Raw genomic sequence first — 19,054 nt, 5'->3', positions numbered from 1 at the left:
TCAGCGGGAGGCGAATTCTACAGCGTTACAACCTGCTGTCAACTGCCTTTTTCACCGCTGTCGATTCAAGCATCTGAACCGAAGCATTCCTCGCTGCTTACTTCGTCCAACTCTTTGATTATCAAGGAGTTTTCCGTTTCGTCTGCGCCGGAAGTGGGGCGAATTATAGACAGATCCAGAGGGGCGTCAACACCTAATTTGAACTTTTACTGAAAAAGCTAAAACTCCAATGAAATCCTGTACTTCCTTCTGTTTATATAGAGACCAGCCAATCAGACCCGCCAGAGCATTAGCTCTTAAACAACACCCGCTTCGCGCAGCTTCATCACATCAGCGCCTAATAAGCCCAGTACGCCGGTGAGAACCTCCCACGTATGCTCTCCCAACAACGGCGGCGCACGCCGATATTCAACAGGCGTCGCTGATAAACGGATAGGGCTGGCGACTTGAGGAACCGTCCCGCCCAACGCATGCGGCAAGTGCACCTGCAAACCGCGGAACTGCACCTGCGGATCTGCGAATACCTGGGCGACATCATTAATAGGCCCACACGGTACGCCAGCCCCCTCCAACGCCATGACCCATTCGGCCGTGGTCTTGAAGACGGTGGCCTGCCGAATCAGCGGGATCAGTTCGGCACGATGCGCCACGCGCTGCTTATTAGTCGCAAATCGCGGATCGACGGCCCACTGCGGTTGCCCGGCCACTTCTGCGAATTTGCGGAACTGGCTGTCGTTCCCAACCGTGAGAATGAAATCGCCGTCGGCAGTGGGAAAATCCTGGTAGGGCACGATGTTCGGATGAGCATTACCCAGTCGCCTTGGGGAGACGCCTGTCGTCAGGTAATTCATCGCCTGATTCGCGAGGCAGGCGACCTGCACATCCAGCAATGCCATATCGATGTGCTGACCAACCCCTCCCTGATCCCGATGCGCCAGAGCAGCAAGAATCGCGGAGGTCGAATACAGCCCTGTCAGAATATCCGTCAGCGCCACGCCGACCTTGACCGGCCCCCCGCCATCTTCACCCTCGGCCCGGCCGGTAAGGCTCATTAGCCCACCGAGCCCTTGGATCATGAAGTCGTAACCTGCCCGCTTGGCGTAGGGCCCCGTCTGACCGAACCCGGTAATCGAGCAATAGATAAGCCTGGGATTTTCCAACTGCAGCGAATCGTAGTCCAGACCGTAAGCCTTCAATCCGCCAACCTTGAAGTTCTCGATGACGATATCGGACTTCGCCGCCAGCTCCCGAACCAGCCTCTGCCCTTCAGGCTGAGTGAAGTCTATGGTGACGGACTGTTTGTTACGGTTGGCAGACAGGTAGTAGGCAGCTTCGGACGTGTTTTCTCCGCGCGGATCCTTCAGAAAGGGCGGTCCCCAGGCGCGCGTGTCGTCGCCATTGCCCGGGCGCTCGACCTTGATCACCTCCGCACCCAGGTCAGCCAGAATCTGTCCTGCCCACGGGCCGGCGAGCACCCTAGACAAGTCCAGCACACGCAAATGCGATAACGCGCCCATTGCAGGCTCCTTAATAGAAGGCCTGGATGCCGGTCTGCGCGCGCCCCAGGATGAGCGCATGGACATCATGAGTACCTTCGTAGGTATTGACCACTTCCAGGTTGACCAGATGCCTGGCGATACCGAACTCATCAGAAATGCCGTTGCCGCCCAGCATGTCACGGGCCATACGCGCGATGTCCAGCGACTTGCCGCAGGAGTTGCGTTTCATGATGGAGGTGATTTCCACGGCTGCGGTGCCCTCGTCCTTCATCCGGCCAAGACGCAGGCAGCCTTGAAGCGCCAACGTGATCTCGGTCTGCATGTCTGCGAGCTTTTTCTGAATCAGCTGATTAGCTGCGAGCGGACGGCCGAACTGTTGGCGGTCCAGCGTGTATTGACGCGCGGTGTGCCAGCAAAACTCGGCAGCCCCCAAGGCGCCCCAAGAGATGCCGTAGCGGGCGGAGTTCAGGCACGTGAAGGGCCCTTTTAGACCACGGACGTCCGGGAAGATGTTCTCTTCCGGCACGAACACGTTGTCCATCACGATCTCGCCGGTGATCGAAGCGCGAAGGCCGACTTTGCCGTGAATCGCTGGAGCAGTCAGGCCTTGCCAGCCTTTTTCCAATACGAAGCCGCGGATGTCGCCAGCGTCATCTTTGCCCCAGACAACGAACACGTCGGCGATCGGGCTATTGGTGATCCACATTTTGCTACCGGTCAGTCGATAGCCGCCTTCAACGGTCCTCGCGCGGGTGATCATCGCGCCCGGATCCGAACCATGATTGGGTTCGGTGAGGCCGAAGCAACCGATCCATTCACCGGAGGCGAGTTTTGGCAGGTACTTCTGTTTTTGCGCTTCAGTGCCGAATTCGTTGATAGGCACCATGACCAGGGAGGACTGCACGCTCATCATCGAGCGGTAGCCGGAATCAACGCGCTCGACCTCGCGAGCGATCAAGCCGTAACACACGTAGTTCAGACCGCTACCGCCGTACTGCTCCGGGATCATGGCTCCGAGAAGACCTATCTCACCCATCTCGCGGAAGATCGCTGGATCTGTCTTTTCATGCCGGAAGGCCTCAAGCACACGCGGCGCCAGTTTGTCGCTGGCGAACTGCTCGGCGCTGTCGCGGACCATGCGCTCTTCTTCGGTGAGTTGCTGGTCCAGCAACAGGGGATCGATCCAACTGAAACTTGCCTTGCCGCTCATGATTCTCTCCTCACCCAATGCGCTTCCGGACCTGCCGGAAAAGTAATGGAGCGAGCCTAGGCCTGAACCCTTCAAAGGAGCAAACGACGATTTCGCATCATCTTGTGCTAATTTCTCACTCCGAAGCACACCAATTAGCAGTCTGTCCGCCCTTCCGTGTGAGGCAAAGGTACATGCGCCGTAAAATCCCTAGCACCGCTGCGTTGGTAAGCTTCGAGGCAGCGGCGCGGCACGAAAGCTTCACCAAGGCGGCCGAAGAGCTTTCGCTGACCCAGAGCGCGATCTGCCGACAGATCGCCAGCCTGGAAGAGTTCTTGAATGTCGGCCTGTTCCGACGCTCGCGACGGGGCGTAAAGCTCACAGAGGCGGGCCTTTCCTACAGCCGACGCATTGCGACGCAACTCGATGCCGTTGAACGCGACACCCTGTCAGTGATGGGTCATCAGGGCGTCAATGTGATCGAACTCGCGGTGGTACCCACATTCGGCACGCAGTGGCTGCTGCCGCGCCTGAAGGATTTTCAGAAGAAACACCCTGACGTCACTATTAACCTGACCAACCGCACGCGCCCCTTTTTGTTCGCGGACACCGAATTCGACGCGGCGATCTATTTTGGGGATGCTGACTGGTCCGGTACCGAATCCCACAGACTGATGGGCGAAAACCCGATGCCAGTCTGCAGCCCCGTGCTGCTTGGGGGACGCCACAGCATCAGCGCTCAAGAACTGGCTGAGATGCCGCTGCTGCAACAGACCACTCGGCCGTACGCCTGGAGGCAATGGTTCAACTCGCTGGACATGGGCGTGGCCCGCGACATGACAGGCCCCCGTTACGAGCTATTCTCAATGCTCGCGCAGGCCGCCATGCACGACATGGGTGTGGCGCTCATCCCGCCGTTTCTTATTCAGCATGAACTGGCCGAGAAGCGCCTGGTGATTGCCAACCCGCACCATCTCTCGAGCACCAAGGCGTACTACTTGATGATTCCGGAGCGCAAAACGGAATCGGCGTCCCTGAAAGCGTTTCGCGACTGGCTGATTCAACAGGCCGACACTTACTCGCTGCCTTAAACGCTCATCTGCGTCTTGAAGATTTCATGTAGTGCTCACACCTCAAAACCTACAGATATCCTGATTTGTCGCATTTACGACACACTTCTCAGCTCAGACCCTAACGCCCCAATAGTCATACGAATAGAGCCCTCCAGCCTGTTTTTAGGTCATTTGATAACCTCGTCGTCGGAAGCTATCTGCAGACTCAAAATTCATAAAAGATCATTAGCATCAGGCACTTGTGCGATTTAGTGCGTCAATCGGTCACAGGGTGACTTGTAGTACATTTTTCGTTCAGTTACAGAAACCCTTGAAGGCCTCTGACATCCCCTGCAAAATGCCGCGCCCGGCTGCTTTAACGGGCATAGTGATCGCAATTCCAGCCCCCGGGCCGTAGCGCGCTGGCCTCATTAAAGACAATAAGATCACGCAGGAGATTTGACGTGCACATTGGAGTCCCCCTCGAAACCCAGCTTGGTGAAACCCGGGTCGCCGCCACTCCCGAGACCATCAAAAAGCTCATCGCCCAAGGCCACACAGTAACTGTTCAGAACGGCGCGGGCATTGCGGCGAGCGTGACCGACAGTGCCTATGAGGCAGCAGGCGCCTTGGTGGGCAGCGCCGCCGATGCATTCGGTGCCGAACTCATTCTCAAGGTCTGCGCTCCCAGCGACGCTGAACTCCCGCTGATCAAAAGCGGCGCAGTAGTTGTCGGGATGCTCAATCCTTTCAATAACGACATGATCACCAGGCTGGTCGAGCGCGGGATCACCGCCTTTGCCCTCGAAGCGGCGCCACGCACCTCGCGCGCGCAAAGCCTCGACGTGCTGTCTTCCCAAGCCAACATTGCCGGCTATAAGGCTGTCCTGTTGGCAGCGCATCACTACCCACGCTTCATGCCCATGCTGATGACAGCGGCCGGTACGGTGAAAGCAGCGCGCGTGCTGATTCTCGGCGCGGGCGTTGCGGGGCTCCAGGCCATCGCCACTGCCAAACGTCTGGGTGCGGTCATTGAGGCTTCCGACGTACGTCCGGCCGTCAAGGAGCAGATCGAGTCGCTAGGGGCCAAGTTCGTCGACGTGCCGTACGAGACAGACGAAGAGCGCGAGGCTGCCGTGGGCGTCGGCGGTTACGCCCGCCCGATGCCGGCCAGTTGGATGCAGCGTCAGGCAGTGGCCGTGCATGAGCGCGCCAGGCAGGCGGACATCGTGATCACCACGGCGCTGATTCCCGGTCGCAAAGCGCCGGTGCTGTTGAGCGCTGAAACGGTCGCGCAGATGAAACCCGGCTCGGTGGTGATTGATCTGGCTGCAGCGCAGGGCGGCAACTGCCCGCTGACAGTAGCAGACCAAGTGGTAGTCGAGCACGGCGTAACCATCGTCGGCCACACGAATCTGCCTGCCATGGTCGCGGCGGATGCGTCTGCTCTTTATGCACGCAACCTGCTGGACTTCATGAAGCTGCTCTTCAACCAGGAAGGACAGTTCCAGATCAACCTCGAAGACGACATCGTTGCCGCGTGCCTTATGTGCCGCGATGGCCAAGTCATCCGCAAGAACGGCTGAGGATAAAAATAATGGAAGAGTTCATCTCACCCGGGATCTACAACCTGATCATTTTCGTGCTGGCCATTTATGTCGGCTACCACGTGGTCTGGAACGTGACGCCTGCGCTGCATACCCCGTTGATGGCGGTTACTAACGCTATCTCGGCCATCGTCATCGTCGGCGCCATGCTGGCCGCAGCGCTGACAGTAACGCCACTGGGCAAAACCATGGGCACACTGGCCGTCGCGCTGGCCGCCGTTAACGTCTTCGGCGGTTTTCTGGTCACCCGGCGGATGCTGGAGATGTTCAAAAAGAAAGCGCCCAAGGCAAAAGACGAGGTAGCCAAGTAATGAGCATGAACCTCGTCACATTGCTGTACCTGGTCTCGGCCATTTGCTTCATCCAGGCGCTGAAGGGCTTGTCTCACCCGACCACATCGCGTCGAGGCAACCTGTTCGGCATGCTCGGTATGGGGCTGGCTGTTCTCACCACGATCGGACTCGTGTTCAAACTGGCCGCGTTGTCCACCGACGGTGCCAGCGCAGGCATCGGCTACATCCTTATCGGTCTGCTGGTCGGTGGCACTGCCGGTTCGATCATGGCCAAGCGCGTCGAGATGACCAAGATGCCGGAGCTGGTCGCCTTCATGCACAGCATGATTGGTCTGGCAGCCGTGTTTATCGCCATCGCTGCCGTGGTCGAGCCACAGTCGCTGGGCATCGTTCACCACCTGGGCGATCCGATTCCTGCGGGCAACCGCCTGGAGCTGTTCCTTGGCGCGGCGATCGGGGCGATCACGTTTTCCGGTTCGGTCATCGCCTTTGGCAAGTTGTCGGGCAAGTACAAGTTCCGCTTGTTTCAGGGCGCGCCGGTGCAGTTTGCCGGTCAGCACAAACTCAATCTGATTCTGGGCTTGGCAACACTGCTGTTCGGCATCACGTTCATGCTGACGGGCAGCCTGTTCGCGTTCAGCATCATGCTGATCCTCGCGTTCGTGATCGGCGTGCTGCTGATCATTCCGATTGGTGGCGCAGACATGCCCGTCGTGGTGTCGATGCTCAACAGTTACTCAGGCTGGGCAGCAGCGGGTATTGGCTTCTCGCTGAACAACTCGATGCTGATCATCGCCGGCTCGCTGGTTGGCTCCTCCGGCGCGATTCTGTCGTACATCATGTGCAAGGCGATGAACCGCTCGTTCTTCAACGTGATCGGTGGCGGCTTTGGTGGCGCAGCAGATGCCGGTGCCGCGAGCGGCACCAAGGAAGCCCGCCCGGTCAAATCGGGATCGGCTGACGACGCGACCTTCCTGCTGACCAACGCTGATACCGTGATCATCGTGCCGGGCTACGGGCTGGCAGTCGCTCGAGCCCAACACGCGCTTAAAGAGCTGACCGAAAAGCTGACCCACGCGGGCGTCACGGTGAAGTACGCGATCCATCCGGTGGCCGGTCGGATGCCGGGGCACATGAACGTACTGCTGGCGGAGGCCGAGGTGCCTTACGATCAGGTGTTCGAGATGGAGGACATCAACTCCGAATTCGGTCAGGCGGATGTCGTCCTGGTGCTTGGCGCCAACGATGTGGTCAATCCGGCGGCCAAGAACGATCCAAAGTCGCCGATTGCCGGCATGCCGATCCTTGAGGCGTACAAGGCCAAGACCATCATCGTCAACAAGCGCTCCATGGCCAGCGGCTATGCAGGCCTGGATAACGAACTGTTCTATCTGGACAAAACCATGATGGTTTTTGGTGACGCCAAAAAGGTTATTGAGGACATGGTCAAAGCGATCGAATAACCGCTGCAAACCGCAATAAAACAACCCTCGGCGCAGGCAGTGGTCGAGGGTTTTTTACAGCCTGGGTAAAAGTGTTTCTCGCGCAGAGGTGCCAATTAGAGCCTTTATTGCGACCTTGGTAGCGGGACGAACAAGCTTCAACTCTCTAGACTTCGCTCACGCATCTTTGTCATGAGATCAAACAACATGCACCGTGAACGAATCCGTCTGCCCTCGCTGATGAGCAAGATAATGAGCGCAGCCGACGCCGCTTCCTTGATCAAGGACGGCATGACCGTCGGCATGAGCGGCTTCACCCGCGCCGGCGAAGCCAAGGCCGTACCCCAGGCGCTGGCTGAACGCGCCAAGACAGTTCCGCTGAAGATCAGCCTGATGACGGGCGCCAGCCTGGGCAACGATTTGGACAAGCAACTCACCGAAGCCGGCGTGCTCTCCCGGCGCATGCCGTTTCAGGTCGACAGCACCCTGCGCAAGGCCATCAACGACGGCACCGTGATGTTCATCGACCAGCATCTGTCGGACACCGTCGAGCAGTTGCGCAATCGCCAGATCAAGGCCGTGGATATCGCCGTGATTGAATGTGTGGCGATCACCGAGGAAGGGCACCTGGTGCTCAGCACGTCCGTTGGCAACTCGGCGAGTTTCGCCATCCTTGCTGAACACGTGATCATCGAGATCAACCTCGCCCAGCCTCTGGAGCTCGAGGGACTGCATGACATCTATATACCCACTTACCGACCAACACGCCTGCCGATCCCGGTGCTGAAGACGGACACCCGAATCGGCAGCCAGGCCGTGAAGATCGATCCGGCCAAGATCGTGGGGATCGTGATCAGCAATCAACCGGACTCGCCGTCGACGGTATTGCCGGCAGACACCGACACTCAGGCTATCGCGGGCCACTTGGTCGAGTTTTTCAAGAACGAAGTGCGGCTGAACCGCCTGACCAATCAGCTGATGCCGCTGCAGGCCGGGGTAGGCACGATCGCCAATGCCGTCATGACAGGGCTGATCGATTCGCCCTTTCATGGCATGACCATGTATTCGGAAGTGCTGCAGGACTCAACGTTCGACCTGTTCGAGGCGGGCAAGCTGGATTTTGCTTCGGGCTGCTCCATGACGCTGTCGGAACGTAAGCATGCTGCGGTCTATGAAAACCTCGAGCAGTACAGATCCAGACTGTTATTGCGGCCTCAGGAAATCTCGAACCATCCAGAGGTTGTCCGCCGCTTGGGCATCATTGGTATCAACACCGCCCTGGAGTTCGACCTGTACGGCAACGTCAACTCCACACACGTGGGTGGCACGCGGATGATGAACGGGATCGGGGGTTCGGGGGATTTCGCGCGTAACGCCCATCTCGCCATTTTCGTGACCAAGTCCATCGCCAAAGCCGGGGCGATCTCAAGTGTGGTGCCTATGGTCAGCCATGTAGACCACACCGAGCACGACGTGGACATTCTGGTGACTGAGATCGGACTGGCAGACCTGCGCGGCCTGGCGCCCCGCGAACGCGCCCGGGTCATCATCGACAACTGTGTGCACCCGGCCTATCGCGAGGCGCTGAATGACTACTTCCGCCGCGCCTGCGCAATTGGCGGTCACACTCCGCACGTTCTGCGCGACGCACTCAGTTGGCACCTGAACCTGGAAGAAACCGGCCGCATGTTGGCGATCTGAACACACAGTTTCAACGTGGCGGCGACCTTTCGTCGTCACAGTTCGCGAACTGAACGCAAATCCGGCAAAAACTGTACTGCTGTACGGGTGATTTGGCTGATGTAAAACCGCAAATCATCCGTGCGAGTATCCAAAAAGCACACTTCTGGTGCAGACCCGTACAGTTGCCCCACTTCCGAACAAAACAGTGGTCTTTAACAGTTAACTGGAGCAGCACAATACAAATGAACTGTGTCTAGAGAGAGAAGGGCAATGAGAGGAATATTGTCACCAATCAAGTCACTCTCTAATCCCGCCACAAGCGGAAGGAAGAAGCATCATGGAACGCACCGTCAGTTCCGAACTGTTCTACGAAGACACCGCAAAAACCGCACAAGCCTCGTTGCCGCTGCGCATGTTCGCCAACCTGATGCTTTGGCAGCGTCGCCTGTCCAGCCGTCATCAGCTGGCTCGTCTGGATGCACGCTTGCTGGCTGACGCCGGTATCAGCGAATCCCAGCGTTACGAAGAGCTGAGCAAGCCGTTCTGGCGCTAATCTAGCGTCTGCTGGTCGCAGGCTACGTGCCTCTCACCAGCATCCTGAATTGTTCAAACAAAACCCGTCAGCAGGTTACTGCTGACGGGTTTTGTCGCTTCAGGCCGGGAGAAATAGCCAAGCAACCCCAACCCGTACAGTTTCCATAACCTTTTCAACACACCCATACAGCCTAATAGTTACGTGGGATTTTAGCGGGTATGGGCCGTATCGCGGCGACTGGCATAAGGCCGGGATGGTTCGCGCGCCCGCTTATAAGCTAATCTTGCGCCACCTTGAGCACGCACTCGCGAGACAGCTATCGCTGAGCTTCCGATTTAAGCGTCAGTGGTTTTCGAATCCCGTTATTTTGGAGTGCCTACATGATGTCCCGCGTTCGTCTGTTAAGTGCCGCTTTCCTGATCGTTGCCTCCACTGGAGCCCAGGCTTCCAGTTTCGTGGTCACCACCGACACCATTGTCCGTGCACTCGATGCTTCGTCCAATGCCACGTCAAAAATTTCCTCCTCCTTTCATGACGACAAGATCGTCCTGGCCGCCCGCGACGACGCTGCAAGCTTCGTTGCCAGCGAAGGCGAGATCCGTGGCGTGAAGCTTCAGGGCGCCTTGCAACACATCCGCGAGGTTGCACCGGGCCTGCAAGCGTCGGATGCGCAACTGGCGCAGGCGATTCTTGCCATCTGATTCAGTACCGCGACAGATTTATCCAGCCCACGCCCGGGCCTTTGCACTAGCTCTGGCCCGGGTGTTGCGCTAGCCTTGCAACCCATACCGCAGACCCCGAACAGCCCTGAATAGCCATGCATCCGTTGTCTCGCCCAGTGCTTGCTGTCATCGCCACCTTGAGTATTTCCACTCAGGTTCTGGCGTTTGACGTGACCACACAGAGCCTGGTCAAAACCGGATACGCCACCAGCCAGGTGACGACAGGGCCGTTCGATGGCAAGTTGATAATTGCCGCCCAGGATGATGCTGCAGTGTTTGTCGCCAGTGACGGCCAACTGCGAGGAGCACGACTGGAATCGGCGCTGGCGTACCTGCGTCAATCCCATCCAAAACTTCATGCAAGCGACCTTGAACTGGCGCAGGCAATCCTCGTCCAATAGTCACTTTTTTGTAACTTCCGTATTTTGGAGACGTTCCATGCGTACCCCGTTGATCGCTGCCGCCCTCGGCCTGCTCTTGCTGACTGACATGGCACAGGCGCAAACCCTGAAGGCCACCAGTAACATCGTCGTTCGCGCCCTCGGCCGCAGCATCGATTTCACCTCCGACACCACCTCATCCGTGCGCAACTGGAAACTCGTGCTTGAAGCCCGTGACGACGCCGCCAGCTACGTCGCCAGCAACGGTGATATCCATGGCGCACTGCTCGACGCAGCCTTCATGACATTGCGCGATCGTTTGCCTGAAGCGCGCAACGCCAGCGATCAGGACCTCGCCGAGGCCATCCTCGCACTGTGAAACACCTCGCTGTCTGGCTGCTGACGTCGGCGCTCTCGCTGATCTGCACGAGCGCCTTCGCCGACCTCAGCCTGTCGCTGCATACCGACGGGCTCAGTCCTGCTCAACAAAAGGCCAGCCAGACATTGCTCGACGAAGCCATGGCGCACCTGCCGCCACTGTTTGTCAGCAAGCTTGATAGAAAGGTCGAAGTGCATTGGACCGACGACATGCCGTCCAATGCCTACGGTCGTGCAGACGGCCCTTACCGTCTGGACCTGAATCAGCACCTGCTCGCAGGCCTGACCGACGGCAGCGCTGCAACGACCCGAACCAACCGTCCTCATGGCACCGTGCGCGAAGAAATGCTCGCCACGGTGCTGCATGAGCTGACCCACATTTATGATCACGCGCAGCTCTGGTCCGCTGAAGACCGCAAGCTGATTGTCGCGTGTACCCGGCAGGGCAAGAGCGTGGGCAAAGTCGGCCTGCGTGACAGTTGCCGGGGACAGACCGACCGACGCTTCACGTTGAGTGATGATCCGCGCCTTCTGGACCTGGCGGGATGGCCGCAGTACGTCGGCCGCCGCGGTGACAGAGAAGAGCGCAATGGCCAGGTCGCGCGCAGCCCGGACATCTACGAAATCAGCAGCCCTCTGGAATTCGTTGCGGTGAACATGGAGTATTTCCTCCTCGATCCCGCCTACGCCTGTCGCCGTCCGGCGCTGTACGACTATTACAAGGCTCGTTTCGACTGGGCGCCCGCGACGAAGGATCAATGTCCGACGTCCTATCCTTACCTCAACGCCGGAAACGACTTCGCCCGACAGCCGTTGGGCAAGCTCGACCCCGAGCGGGTGTACGAAGTCGATTACCTGCTGGCCGAGGCCAACCAGAATCTGGCGAGCCGTTGGGGCCATAGCATGTTGCGGCTGGTGATCTGCAAGCCCGGTCGCCCGCGTGGCCCCGACTGCCGACTCGACCTTGATCAGCATTTGGTGCTGTCGTATCGCGCTTTTGTCAACGACCTGCAACTGTCCAGCTGGAGCGGCCTGACCGGCAAGTATCCGTCGCGCCTGTTTGTCCTGCCGCTGGGTCAGGTGATCGATGAGTACACCAAGACCGAACTGCGCGGCCTGGCCTCGGTCCCGCTGAAACTGTCCCGTGAAGAGATCAACGGTCTGGTTCAGCACGCTGCGGAGATGCACTGGGCCTATGACGGGGATTACTGGTTCCTGTCCAATAACTGCGCGGTGGAAAACCTGAAGTTGCTGCGCAGTGGCACTAACGATCCGCGGCTTGTCGGGCTGGACAGCATCATGCCCAACGGACTTCTGGAAGTGCTGAAGGGCAGGGGGCTGGCGGACACCAGCGTGCTGGACGATCCCAAGAAAGCGCTGCGCATGGGCTACCGCTTCGACTCGTACCGCGACCGTTATCAGGCGATGTTCGATGTGCTGCGCAAGACCACCAGCGTCAAGCAAACCACAGTGGAAGACTGGCTGGCTCTGACACCGCAAGAGCGACGCCCTTACTTTGCCCAGGCCGATTTGCGCACCAGCGCTGCAATGTTGCTGTTGGAGCAGGCCGGGCTGCGTCGTCAATTATTGCTGGCGCAGGATGAGGTCAAGCAGCGATACCTCAGTGCCGTGGAGCAGAAGGACAACGGCGTGTCCAAAGCGACCGGCACGCTGCAGGACATTCTGGCCAACAGCGGATTTTTGAGTCGCCCCGCAGAATTGCTCGGCAGCGGCGGCTACGGTCTGCCGCAGGAAGGCGAGTGGGAGCGTCTGGAAAACGAGAGCAGCCAGCGGCAGAAACAGCTGCAACGGCTCAGCGGCGATCTGGACACAGAGGTGAGGGCGCTGCTTGATCCCGACCGCGCCGCCGAGATTGCCGCGACCGAAGACAACCTCAAGCAGGTCGGCGAGCACCTGCGGGCTTTGCACAAGGCAGCGGGCGGGCTGGAGCTGCCTTGATCGTTGCGCAGCTGCACGGCCCGCAATGATTCAGGGAGTTTCCCCGGGCTCACCCGGCAGATGCTCGTCCAGGTGCAGCCAGGGCAGGCGGCTGTCGGTCCATATGTGTCGATCGGCAGGCGTCAGCTCCGGATGATCAAGAGTCGCGATGGTCACGTCCATGGTCTCCGGACTGTTGCGGCTGAACAGTGCGACCTGCGCCCCACAGTTATTGCAGAAATACCTCACACACGTCGCACCTGAATAATAAGTAGTGGGACTGCCCGCCAGCCATTTGAAGGCTTCGACCGGCACGCTGGTCCACGTCATCACGATGCCGCCTGACGTGCGCCGACAAATCGAACAGTGGCAGTGGGCAACGTCATCCACGGGGCCATCGAGCTGGTAACGCAGATTGCCGCAATGGCATCCACCGGTATGCAATTCACTCATGAGCATTCTCCAGGTTATGTAGGGGTCTGACCGCATCCGAGGTCGATAACTCAAATTCCCGATCGTCAACTCGCGGAGTGCAGCGAAAGCTGGCTGAAAGCTTCCCCGTTTAGCATCACCTCACCGCCGGCGACAGACCGGTCGGCCAGGACGAACGCGCTTGACGTTCTCCGGCCCATCTACAACAACAATTAGGTGATTCCCGATGCTTGCATGTGCCCTGCAGTACCCCCTCCGTAACCCCCGACTCCACGCGCCGCTCGTTTTGAGCTGATCGATTCGTCTCGTCTGTTCCCCGCCGCGTAACGCTGGAGTATTGCTATGTTGACCTTCCTCGGCTTCGCCATGGTCGTCGCCTTCATGTACCTGATCATGAGCAAGCGCCTGTCAGCGCTGATTGCCTTGATCATCGTTCCTATCGTATTTGCCCTGTTCGGAGGCTTCGCCTCGGAAATCGGCCCAATGATGCTTGCGGGCATCACCAAGCTTGCGCCAACGGGCGTGATGCTGATGTTCGCCATCCTTTATTTCGCACTGATGATCGACTCCGGGCTGTTCGACCCGGCCGTGCGCAAGATCCTCAAGCTGGTGAAGGGCGACCCGGTAAAAGTGTCGGTCGGTACGGCGGTGCTGGCGCTGGTTGTCTCGCTGGACGGTGACGGCGCCACGACGTACATGATCTGCGTGGCCGCCATGTTGCCGCTGTACAGCCGTCTGGGCATGAGCCCGCGCATCATGGCCGGCTTGATCATTCTGGCCGGCGGCGTGATGAACATGACGCCATGGGGCGGCCCGACCGCGCGTGCGGCGAGCGCCCTGCATGTCGATCCATCCGACATCTTCGTGCCAATGATTCCGGCAATGCTGGCGGGCGTCGTGGCAATCCTGGTGATCGCCTACTTCTACGGCAAACGCGAGCGTGCGCGCCTGGGTGAACTGCACCTGCCCGGTGACGAAGTCGACCACAGCGACATCAGCGTTTCGCAGTTTCCCGAAGCCCGTCGTCCCAAGCTGATCTGGTTCAACGCTGCTCTGACGCTGGTATTGATGGTCGCGCTGATCATGGGCTTGCTGCCACTGCCGGTGCTGTTCATGATCGCATTCAGTATCGCCATGATCGTCAACTACCCGTGCCTGCAAGCGCAGAAAGACCGCGTAGCGGCCCACGCCGGCAGCGTGCTGGCGGTGGTCGGACTGATTTTTGCTGCGGGGATCTTTACCGGTATCCTGTCCGGCACCGGAATGGTCGACGCGATGTCGAAGAGCCTGCTGGCAGTGATCCCGGACGCGATGGGCCCTTACCTGGCCGTGATCACTGCCGTTGTCAGCATGCCGTTCACCTTCTTCATGTCCAATGATGCGTTCTACTACGGCGTGCTGCCGGTCCTCGCCGAAGCTGCTTCGCATTACGGCATCAGCCCGGTGGAAATGGCACGTGCCTCGATCGTCGGCCAGCCCGTCCACCTGTTGAGTCCGCTGGTGCCGTCGACGTATCTGCTGGTGGCGCTGGCGGGCATCGAGTTCGGTGATCACCAGCGCTTTACCCTCAAATGGGCCGTGCTGGTGTGCGTGTGCATTCTGATCGCTGCGCTGCTGATGGGGATTTTCCCGTTCTTCAGCAGTCTATAACGCAACTCAACGCTCCCTCTGGCGCCGCCGCGCCAGCGGGAATACGAACGCTTAAAGGAATACGTAATGGAATGGCTGACCAACCCTGAGATCTGGGTTGCTTTCTTCACGCTGACTGCCCTGGAAATCGTGCTGGGCATCGACAACATCATCATGATCTCGATCCTGGTCAGCCGCATGCCCAAGGCGATGCAGCCGCGCACCCGTATCTTCGGTCTGGCGCTGGCGATGGTGACGCGGATTCTGCTGCTGCTGTCGATCACCTGGGTCATGCGCCTCACCGACGACCTGTTCGTGGTATGGGGGCAGGGCATTTCCGGACGCGACCTGATCCTGTTCTTCGGTGGTCTGTTTCTGTTGTGGAAGAGCTCGCAGGAGATCTATCACGGCATGGAAGGCGAGGAAGAGTCGCTGGACGAGCCGAAAGGCAAGGGCGGCATGTTCCTGTACACCATCCTTCAGATTGCAATCATCGACATCGTATTCTCGCTGGATTCGGTCATCACCGCTGTCGGCATGGTTTCCCATGTACCGGTGATGGTCGCGGCGATCATCGTGGCGGTATTGATCATGATGCTGTGCGCGGGCGTCATCAGCGACTTCATCGAGAAGCACCCATCGCTGAAGATGCTGGCACTGTCGTTCCTGATCGTCGTGGGTACCGTGCTGATTGCCGAGTCGTTCGATGTGCATGTGCCGAAGGGCTACGTCTACTTCGCCATGGCGTTCTCGCTGGCGGTCGAAGCGATCAACATCAAGATGCGCACGTCGATGGCGAAGAAGCGCAAGATGCAGGACCCGGTGAAACTTCACAAAGACGTGCCGGGTCAATAACGTCCGCCGCACAGACGTCAAAGCAACGGGGCTGTGAATGCCCCGTTTTTTATTGGCAAGGCGTGAAGGTGCTGCGTCCAAACACCTGATTTATTACAGATTTGTTTCAAGAAATAATCCGCTGTGCCATGCTGGCATTAAGGCCACAGGCCGACTAAAGCTTAGTTGAGCGCGCTGTTGATGCACCTCAAGCGCTTACGCTCGCTACACGCTGGACCTTTTAACTTTGCCCGATGGGCAACCTACAGGGGGCTCTCCATATGCTGACCCTGCTCGATTTGCTTTCCGCCGTCGCGCTATTGATCTGGGGCACACACATCGTTCGGACCGGCATTCTGCGCGTCTATGGCTCGCAGCTGCGCCGGGTCATTGGCCAGAACATGTCCAAACGCCCGCTGGCCTTTGTCGCGGGGATTTTGGTCACCGCCGTGGTGCAAAGCAGTAACGCCACTGCGATGCTGGTGACGTCCTTTGTCGGCCAGGGCTTGATGGGCCTGACGCCAGCGCTGGCCATTATGCTCGGTGCCGACGTCGGTACTGCGGTGATGTCGCGAATCCTGACATTCGACCTGTCGTGGCTGTCGCCACTGCTCATTTTTCTGGGCGTGGTCTTCTTTCTGTCGCGCAAACAAACCCGTGTGGGCCAACTGGGCCGTGTCGGCATCGGGCTGGGCCTGATCATTCTCGCCTTGCAGTTGATCGTCACTGCCGCCGCGCCGATTACCCAGGCCGCCGGGGTGAAAGTGCTTTTCGCGTCACTGACGGGCGACCTTCTGCTGGACGCACTGGTCGGGGCCATGTTCGCGCTGATCTCGTATTCAAGCCTTGCGGCGGTGCTGCTGACCGCGACGCTTGCAGGCGCGGAGATCATCAGCCTGCCGGTGGCAATCGGCCTGGTGATCGGCGCCAACATCGGCAGCGGCCTGTTGGCATTTCTCAGCACCAGCATGCAAAACGTGGCCGGCCGGCAAGTGGCGCTGGGCAGCCTGTTGTACAAGCTGATCGGCCTGTTGCTGATCACTCCGGTGTTGACCCCGCTGGTGGCCTGGATGGACACGCTGAACGTCAGCCCGTCGAGCCTGGTCATCAGCTTCCACGTGATTTACAACTCGCTGCGTTGCCTGATCATGCTGCCGACGGTGGGACCGATGGGGCGCCTGTGCGCGTCGATTCTGCCGCAGCAGACCGAGATCAACGGTCAGACCAAGCCTCGCCATCTGGACCTGACCGCACTCGCCACGCCGAGCCTGGCGCTGGCCAATGCCGTGCGCGAAACCCTGCGCATGGGCGATCTGATCGACAGCATGCTCAATGCCATGCAAGAGGTGCTGCGTGGCAACCAGACGGCGGTCACTCAGGAAGTGCGTCGGCTCAACGATGATGTCGAGGTGCTCTACAACGCCATCAAGTTGTACCTGGCGCAGATGCCACGCGATGACCTCAGCGATCAGGACAATCGCCGCTGGGCCGAGATTATCGAGTTGGCGATCAACCTGGAGCTGGCCAGCGGGCTGATCGAGCGCATGCTGCGCAAGGTCCAGCAGCAGAAGACGTCGCAGCGCCGGTCGTTTTCCGATGTCGGCCTGGAAGAACTGTCCGGGCTGCACGAGCAACTGATGGCAAATCTGCGTCTTGGCCTGTCGGTCTTCCTCAGCGGCGACCCGGAAAGCGCGCGCCAGTTGTTGCGCGAGAAACGTCGTTTCAGGGCACAGGAGCGGCGCCTGGCCCACGCCCATGTCAGCAGGCTGCAACGCAAGATCGTGCAGAGCATCGAGACCAGTTCCCTGCACCTGGAGCTGATTTCCGACATGAAACGCTTGAATTCACTGTTCTGCAGCAGCGCCTACGCGGTCCTTGAAACCACTGACACAGGCGCCTTGTCCAGCGAGGGCAACGCGGATTAATCGTGGTGAACGCAGGGGCCGCTGCGAAGTCTGTTACACATACCGGCCCGCAAGGAAGCCCGTTTTTATGCGTTGCCTGCTGTTCGTTTGTCTGGTTCTGACATCCCTTTCTTCCATGGCCCTTGACCGGTTTCAGGTCGAGGGCTACGTGCTGCCCAACGGTTTGCAGTTGCTGCTAAAGCCTGCGGACAAAGGTCACGTCTCTATTCGTCTCGTTGTGGGTATTGGCTTCGATGACTTCAAATGCGAAGACAAAGAGTTGCCGCACTTGCTTGAGCATCTGCTTTTCAGCGGGATCGACAACAGCGGTGAGGGCGGCCTTGAGCAGCAGATGCAGGCACTGGGCGGCGAGTGGAACGCGTTCACCAGCAACACCGACACCACGTTTGTCATCGAGGCGCCGGCGCAAAACCAGCGCAAGGTGCTCGATCTTCTGCTCAATCTGCTGACCCACACGCAAATCAATCAGGCCAATCTGGACACTGCCAAGCGCATCGTCGCCCGTGAAGACGGTGGCCATTATTCGCATTTGCAACGCTGGCTGGACAAACGCGATCTGGGCCACGGTGCCAGCAGCCAGCTTGCCGTGGAGCTTGGCCTCAAATGCCCGGAGCGGGCCGAGGTTGATCACCTCACGCTGGAGCAAGTCGAGCATATCCACGACAACTGGTACGCCTCCAACAACATGACGCTGATCATCGTGGGCGAACTCGACAAGTTGCTGCCGGCGTATTTGGAGCGCACCTTCGGCCAGCTTAATGCGGTCGATCCGACCGAACATCCGCCGCTCCGCTCGATGACCGAAAAGGCCGATCCTGAGCGCACACTGATCCGCGGCGCGTTGGGCGATGGCGCGAAGCTGCATCTGCTGTTCCCCGAGCCGGACATGGGCGAGCAGCACGATGAAACCTGGGATCTGGTGAAGGCTTATCTGGACTGGGCGCTGTACAGCGAACTGCGTCTGGACAAGGGTTATTCCTACGGTCCATGGGCTGATCGCGAAGCGTTCGGGGACACCGGTTTTCTCAGCCTCAACGCCGACCTGAACCGCGAAGACGTCGATTCGGCCACCGCCGCCGTGCGTTCGATGCTCCAGCGGCTGCGCAAGGAAGGCATGGACCCGGCGACCTTTGCGCGGCTGCAGCAGGCATCCATTGCCAGGCAGGCCTGGGCGGTTCAGGGCAATAGCGCGCTGGCCGACTACTACTGGGGTGCGTTGAATGATTACGACGATGGTCGATTCCAGGACCCGGCCAGGCGGACCCGTGGTGTAAGCCTGGATCTGGCCAATCAGGCGATGCGTCAACTGCTGGCGCAACCCGGGTATCTTCGCGTTGAGGAGCCACTGCTCAGCTACGATGAGCTGTACGCTGTCGGATGCCTGCTGACGGCGCTGGTGGCGCTGCTGATTCTCTGGCGGTGGCGGGTTTACAAGAAGCGGCCACTATAAGCGAGGCGCGTGGCGTTCAAAGATTTCGTCGCGGTGGGCGCCGTCCAATTTTGGTTATTTTTATTC

General features: G+C 59.1%; 17 protein-coding genes and 1 pseudogene. 15 read left to right on the top strand and 3 right to left on the bottom strand.

The genetic code is table 11. The annotated features are described in order from the left end of the window. Positions 1-213, top strand: a pseudogene (locus tag SLW75_RS19255) (hypothetical protein); the annotation flags it as partial. An 83-nt stretch (positions 214-296) separates the two neighbouring features. On the opposite strand, the gene SLW75_RS19250 reads toward SLW75_RS19255, so the two are convergent. Continuing rightward, positions 297-1,517: a CaiB/BaiF CoA transferase family protein gene (locus SLW75_RS19250; protein WP_410935177.1), complete on the bottom strand. Its 1,221-nt coding sequence runs from the start codon at positions 1,515-1,517 to the stop codon at positions 297-299. Positions 1,518-1,527: 10 nt separating this feature from the next. Then, positions 1,528-2,709 (bottom strand): acyl-CoA dehydrogenase, encoded by a 1,182-nt coding sequence (locus tag SLW75_RS19245; RefSeq protein WP_410935176.1) that lies wholly within the window; start codon positions 2,707-2,709, stop codon positions 1,528-1,530. Positions 2,710-2,882: 173 nt separating this feature from the next. Here SLW75_RS19245 and SLW75_RS19240 point away from each other — a divergent pair, with 173 nt between their 5' ends. The 10 genes from SLW75_RS19240 (at position 2,883) to SLW75_RS19195 (ending at position 12,739) form a co-directional block, all read left to right on the top strand. Beyond that, positions 2,883-3,779 (top strand): LysR family transcriptional regulator, encoded by an 897-nt coding sequence (locus tag SLW75_RS19240; RefSeq protein WP_410929788.1) that lies wholly within the window; start codon positions 2,883-2,885, stop codon positions 3,777-3,779. 425 nt (positions 3,780-4,204) lie between these two features. Next, on the top strand, positions 4,205-5,326 hold the full coding sequence (locus SLW75_RS19235) for a Re/Si-specific NAD(P)(+) transhydrogenase subunit alpha (RefSeq protein ID WP_410935175.1): 1,122 nt from the start codon (positions 4,205-4,207) through the stop codon (positions 5,324-5,326). A gap of 11 nt (positions 5,327-5,337) precedes the next feature. Then, positions 5,338-5,658, top strand: coding sequence for an NAD(P) transhydrogenase subunit alpha (locus SLW75_RS19230; protein WP_065987890.1), 321 nt, complete (start codon positions 5,338-5,340; stop codon positions 5,656-5,658). Further along, entirely contained in the window at positions 5,658-7,103 is a 1,446-nt protein-coding gene (locus tag SLW75_RS19225; protein WP_065987891.1) for an NAD(P)(+) transhydrogenase (Re/Si-specific) subunit beta, read from the top strand. The genes SLW75_RS19230 and SLW75_RS19225 overlap by 1 nt, the downstream gene beginning before the upstream one ends. 186 nt (positions 7,104-7,289) lie before the next feature. Beyond that, the gene (locus SLW75_RS19220; RefSeq protein WP_192130535.1) at positions 7,290-8,783 is read left to right on the top strand and encodes an acetyl-CoA hydrolase/transferase family protein; all 1,494 of its coding nucleotides are present in this window, start codon (positions 7,290-7,292) and stop codon (positions 8,781-8,783) included. A 319-nt stretch (positions 8,784-9,102) separates the two neighbouring features. Next, positions 9,103-9,318 carry a DUF1127 domain-containing protein gene (locus SLW75_RS19215; protein WP_093466716.1) on the top strand — a complete coding sequence of 72 codons (216 nt, stop codon included), beginning with the start codon at positions 9,103-9,105 and terminating at the stop codon, positions 9,316-9,318. A 365-nt stretch (positions 9,319-9,683) separates the two neighbouring features. Further along, a complete protein-coding gene (locus SLW75_RS19210; protein WP_410935191.1) occupies positions 9,684-10,001 on the top strand; it encodes a DUF2388 domain-containing protein in 318 nt (105 codons plus the stop codon). A gap of 116 nt (positions 10,002-10,117) precedes the next feature. Next, the gene (locus tag SLW75_RS19205; RefSeq protein WP_410935174.1) at positions 10,118-10,423 is read left to right on the top strand and encodes a DUF2388 domain-containing protein; all 306 of its coding nucleotides are present in this window, start codon (positions 10,118-10,120) and stop codon (positions 10,421-10,423) included. A gap of 37 nt (positions 10,424-10,460) precedes the next feature. After that, positions 10,461-10,781 (top strand): DUF2388 domain-containing protein, encoded by a 321-nt coding sequence (locus SLW75_RS19200; RefSeq protein WP_065987895.1) that lies wholly within the window; start codon positions 10,461-10,463, stop codon positions 10,779-10,781. Beyond that, on the top strand, positions 10,778-12,739 hold the full coding sequence (locus tag SLW75_RS19195; protein ID WP_410929784.1) for a DUF4105 domain-containing protein: 1,962 nt from the start codon (positions 10,778-10,780) through the stop codon (positions 12,737-12,739). Before SLW75_RS19200 ends, SLW75_RS19195 begins: the two co-directional genes overlap by 4 nt. Before the next feature lie 30 nt (positions 12,740-12,769). Here SLW75_RS19195 and SLW75_RS19190 read toward each other — a convergent pair whose 3' ends face one another. Continuing rightward, positions 12,770-13,171 (bottom strand): GFA family protein, encoded by a 402-nt coding sequence (locus SLW75_RS19190; RefSeq protein WP_410935173.1) that lies wholly within the window; start codon positions 13,169-13,171, stop codon positions 12,770-12,772. A gap of 321 nt (positions 13,172-13,492) precedes the next feature. On the opposite strand from SLW75_RS19190, the gene SLW75_RS19185 reads away from it, so the two are divergent. From SLW75_RS19185 to SLW75_RS19170, 4 genes are all read left to right on the top strand, one after another. After that, positions 13,493-14,800 (top strand): CitMHS family transporter, encoded by a 1,308-nt coding sequence (locus SLW75_RS19185; RefSeq protein WP_065987898.1) that lies wholly within the window; start codon positions 13,493-13,495, stop codon positions 14,798-14,800. A gap of 66 nt (positions 14,801-14,866) precedes the next feature. Beyond that, positions 14,867-15,634 carry a TerC family protein gene (locus tag SLW75_RS19180; RefSeq protein ID WP_065987900.1) on the top strand — a complete coding sequence of 256 codons (768 nt, stop codon included), beginning with the start codon at positions 14,867-14,869 and terminating at the stop codon, positions 15,632-15,634. A gap of 260 nt (positions 15,635-15,894) precedes the next feature. Continuing rightward, complete coding sequence (locus SLW75_RS19175) at positions 15,895-17,538, top strand: Na/Pi cotransporter family protein (RefSeq protein WP_410935172.1); 1,644 nt, start codon at positions 15,895-15,897, stop codon at positions 17,536-17,538. A gap of 67 nt (positions 17,539-17,605) precedes the next feature. Next, positions 17,606-18,988 carry a M16 family metallopeptidase gene (locus tag SLW75_RS19170; RefSeq protein ID WP_065987907.1) on the top strand — a complete coding sequence of 461 codons (1,383 nt, stop codon included), beginning with the start codon at positions 17,606-17,608 and terminating at the stop codon, positions 18,986-18,988. Positions 18,989-19,054 lie beyond the last annotated feature (66 nt).

This window comes from Pseudomonas sp. W5-01, assembly GCF_046540435.1.
Lineage (GTDB): Bacteria > Pseudomonadota > Gammaproteobacteria > Pseudomonadales > Pseudomonadaceae > Aquipseudomonas > Aquipseudomonas graminis_B.
The sequence above is the reverse complement of the archived record's forward strand: the minus strand, read 5'-3'. Positions and strand labels throughout refer to the sequence as shown.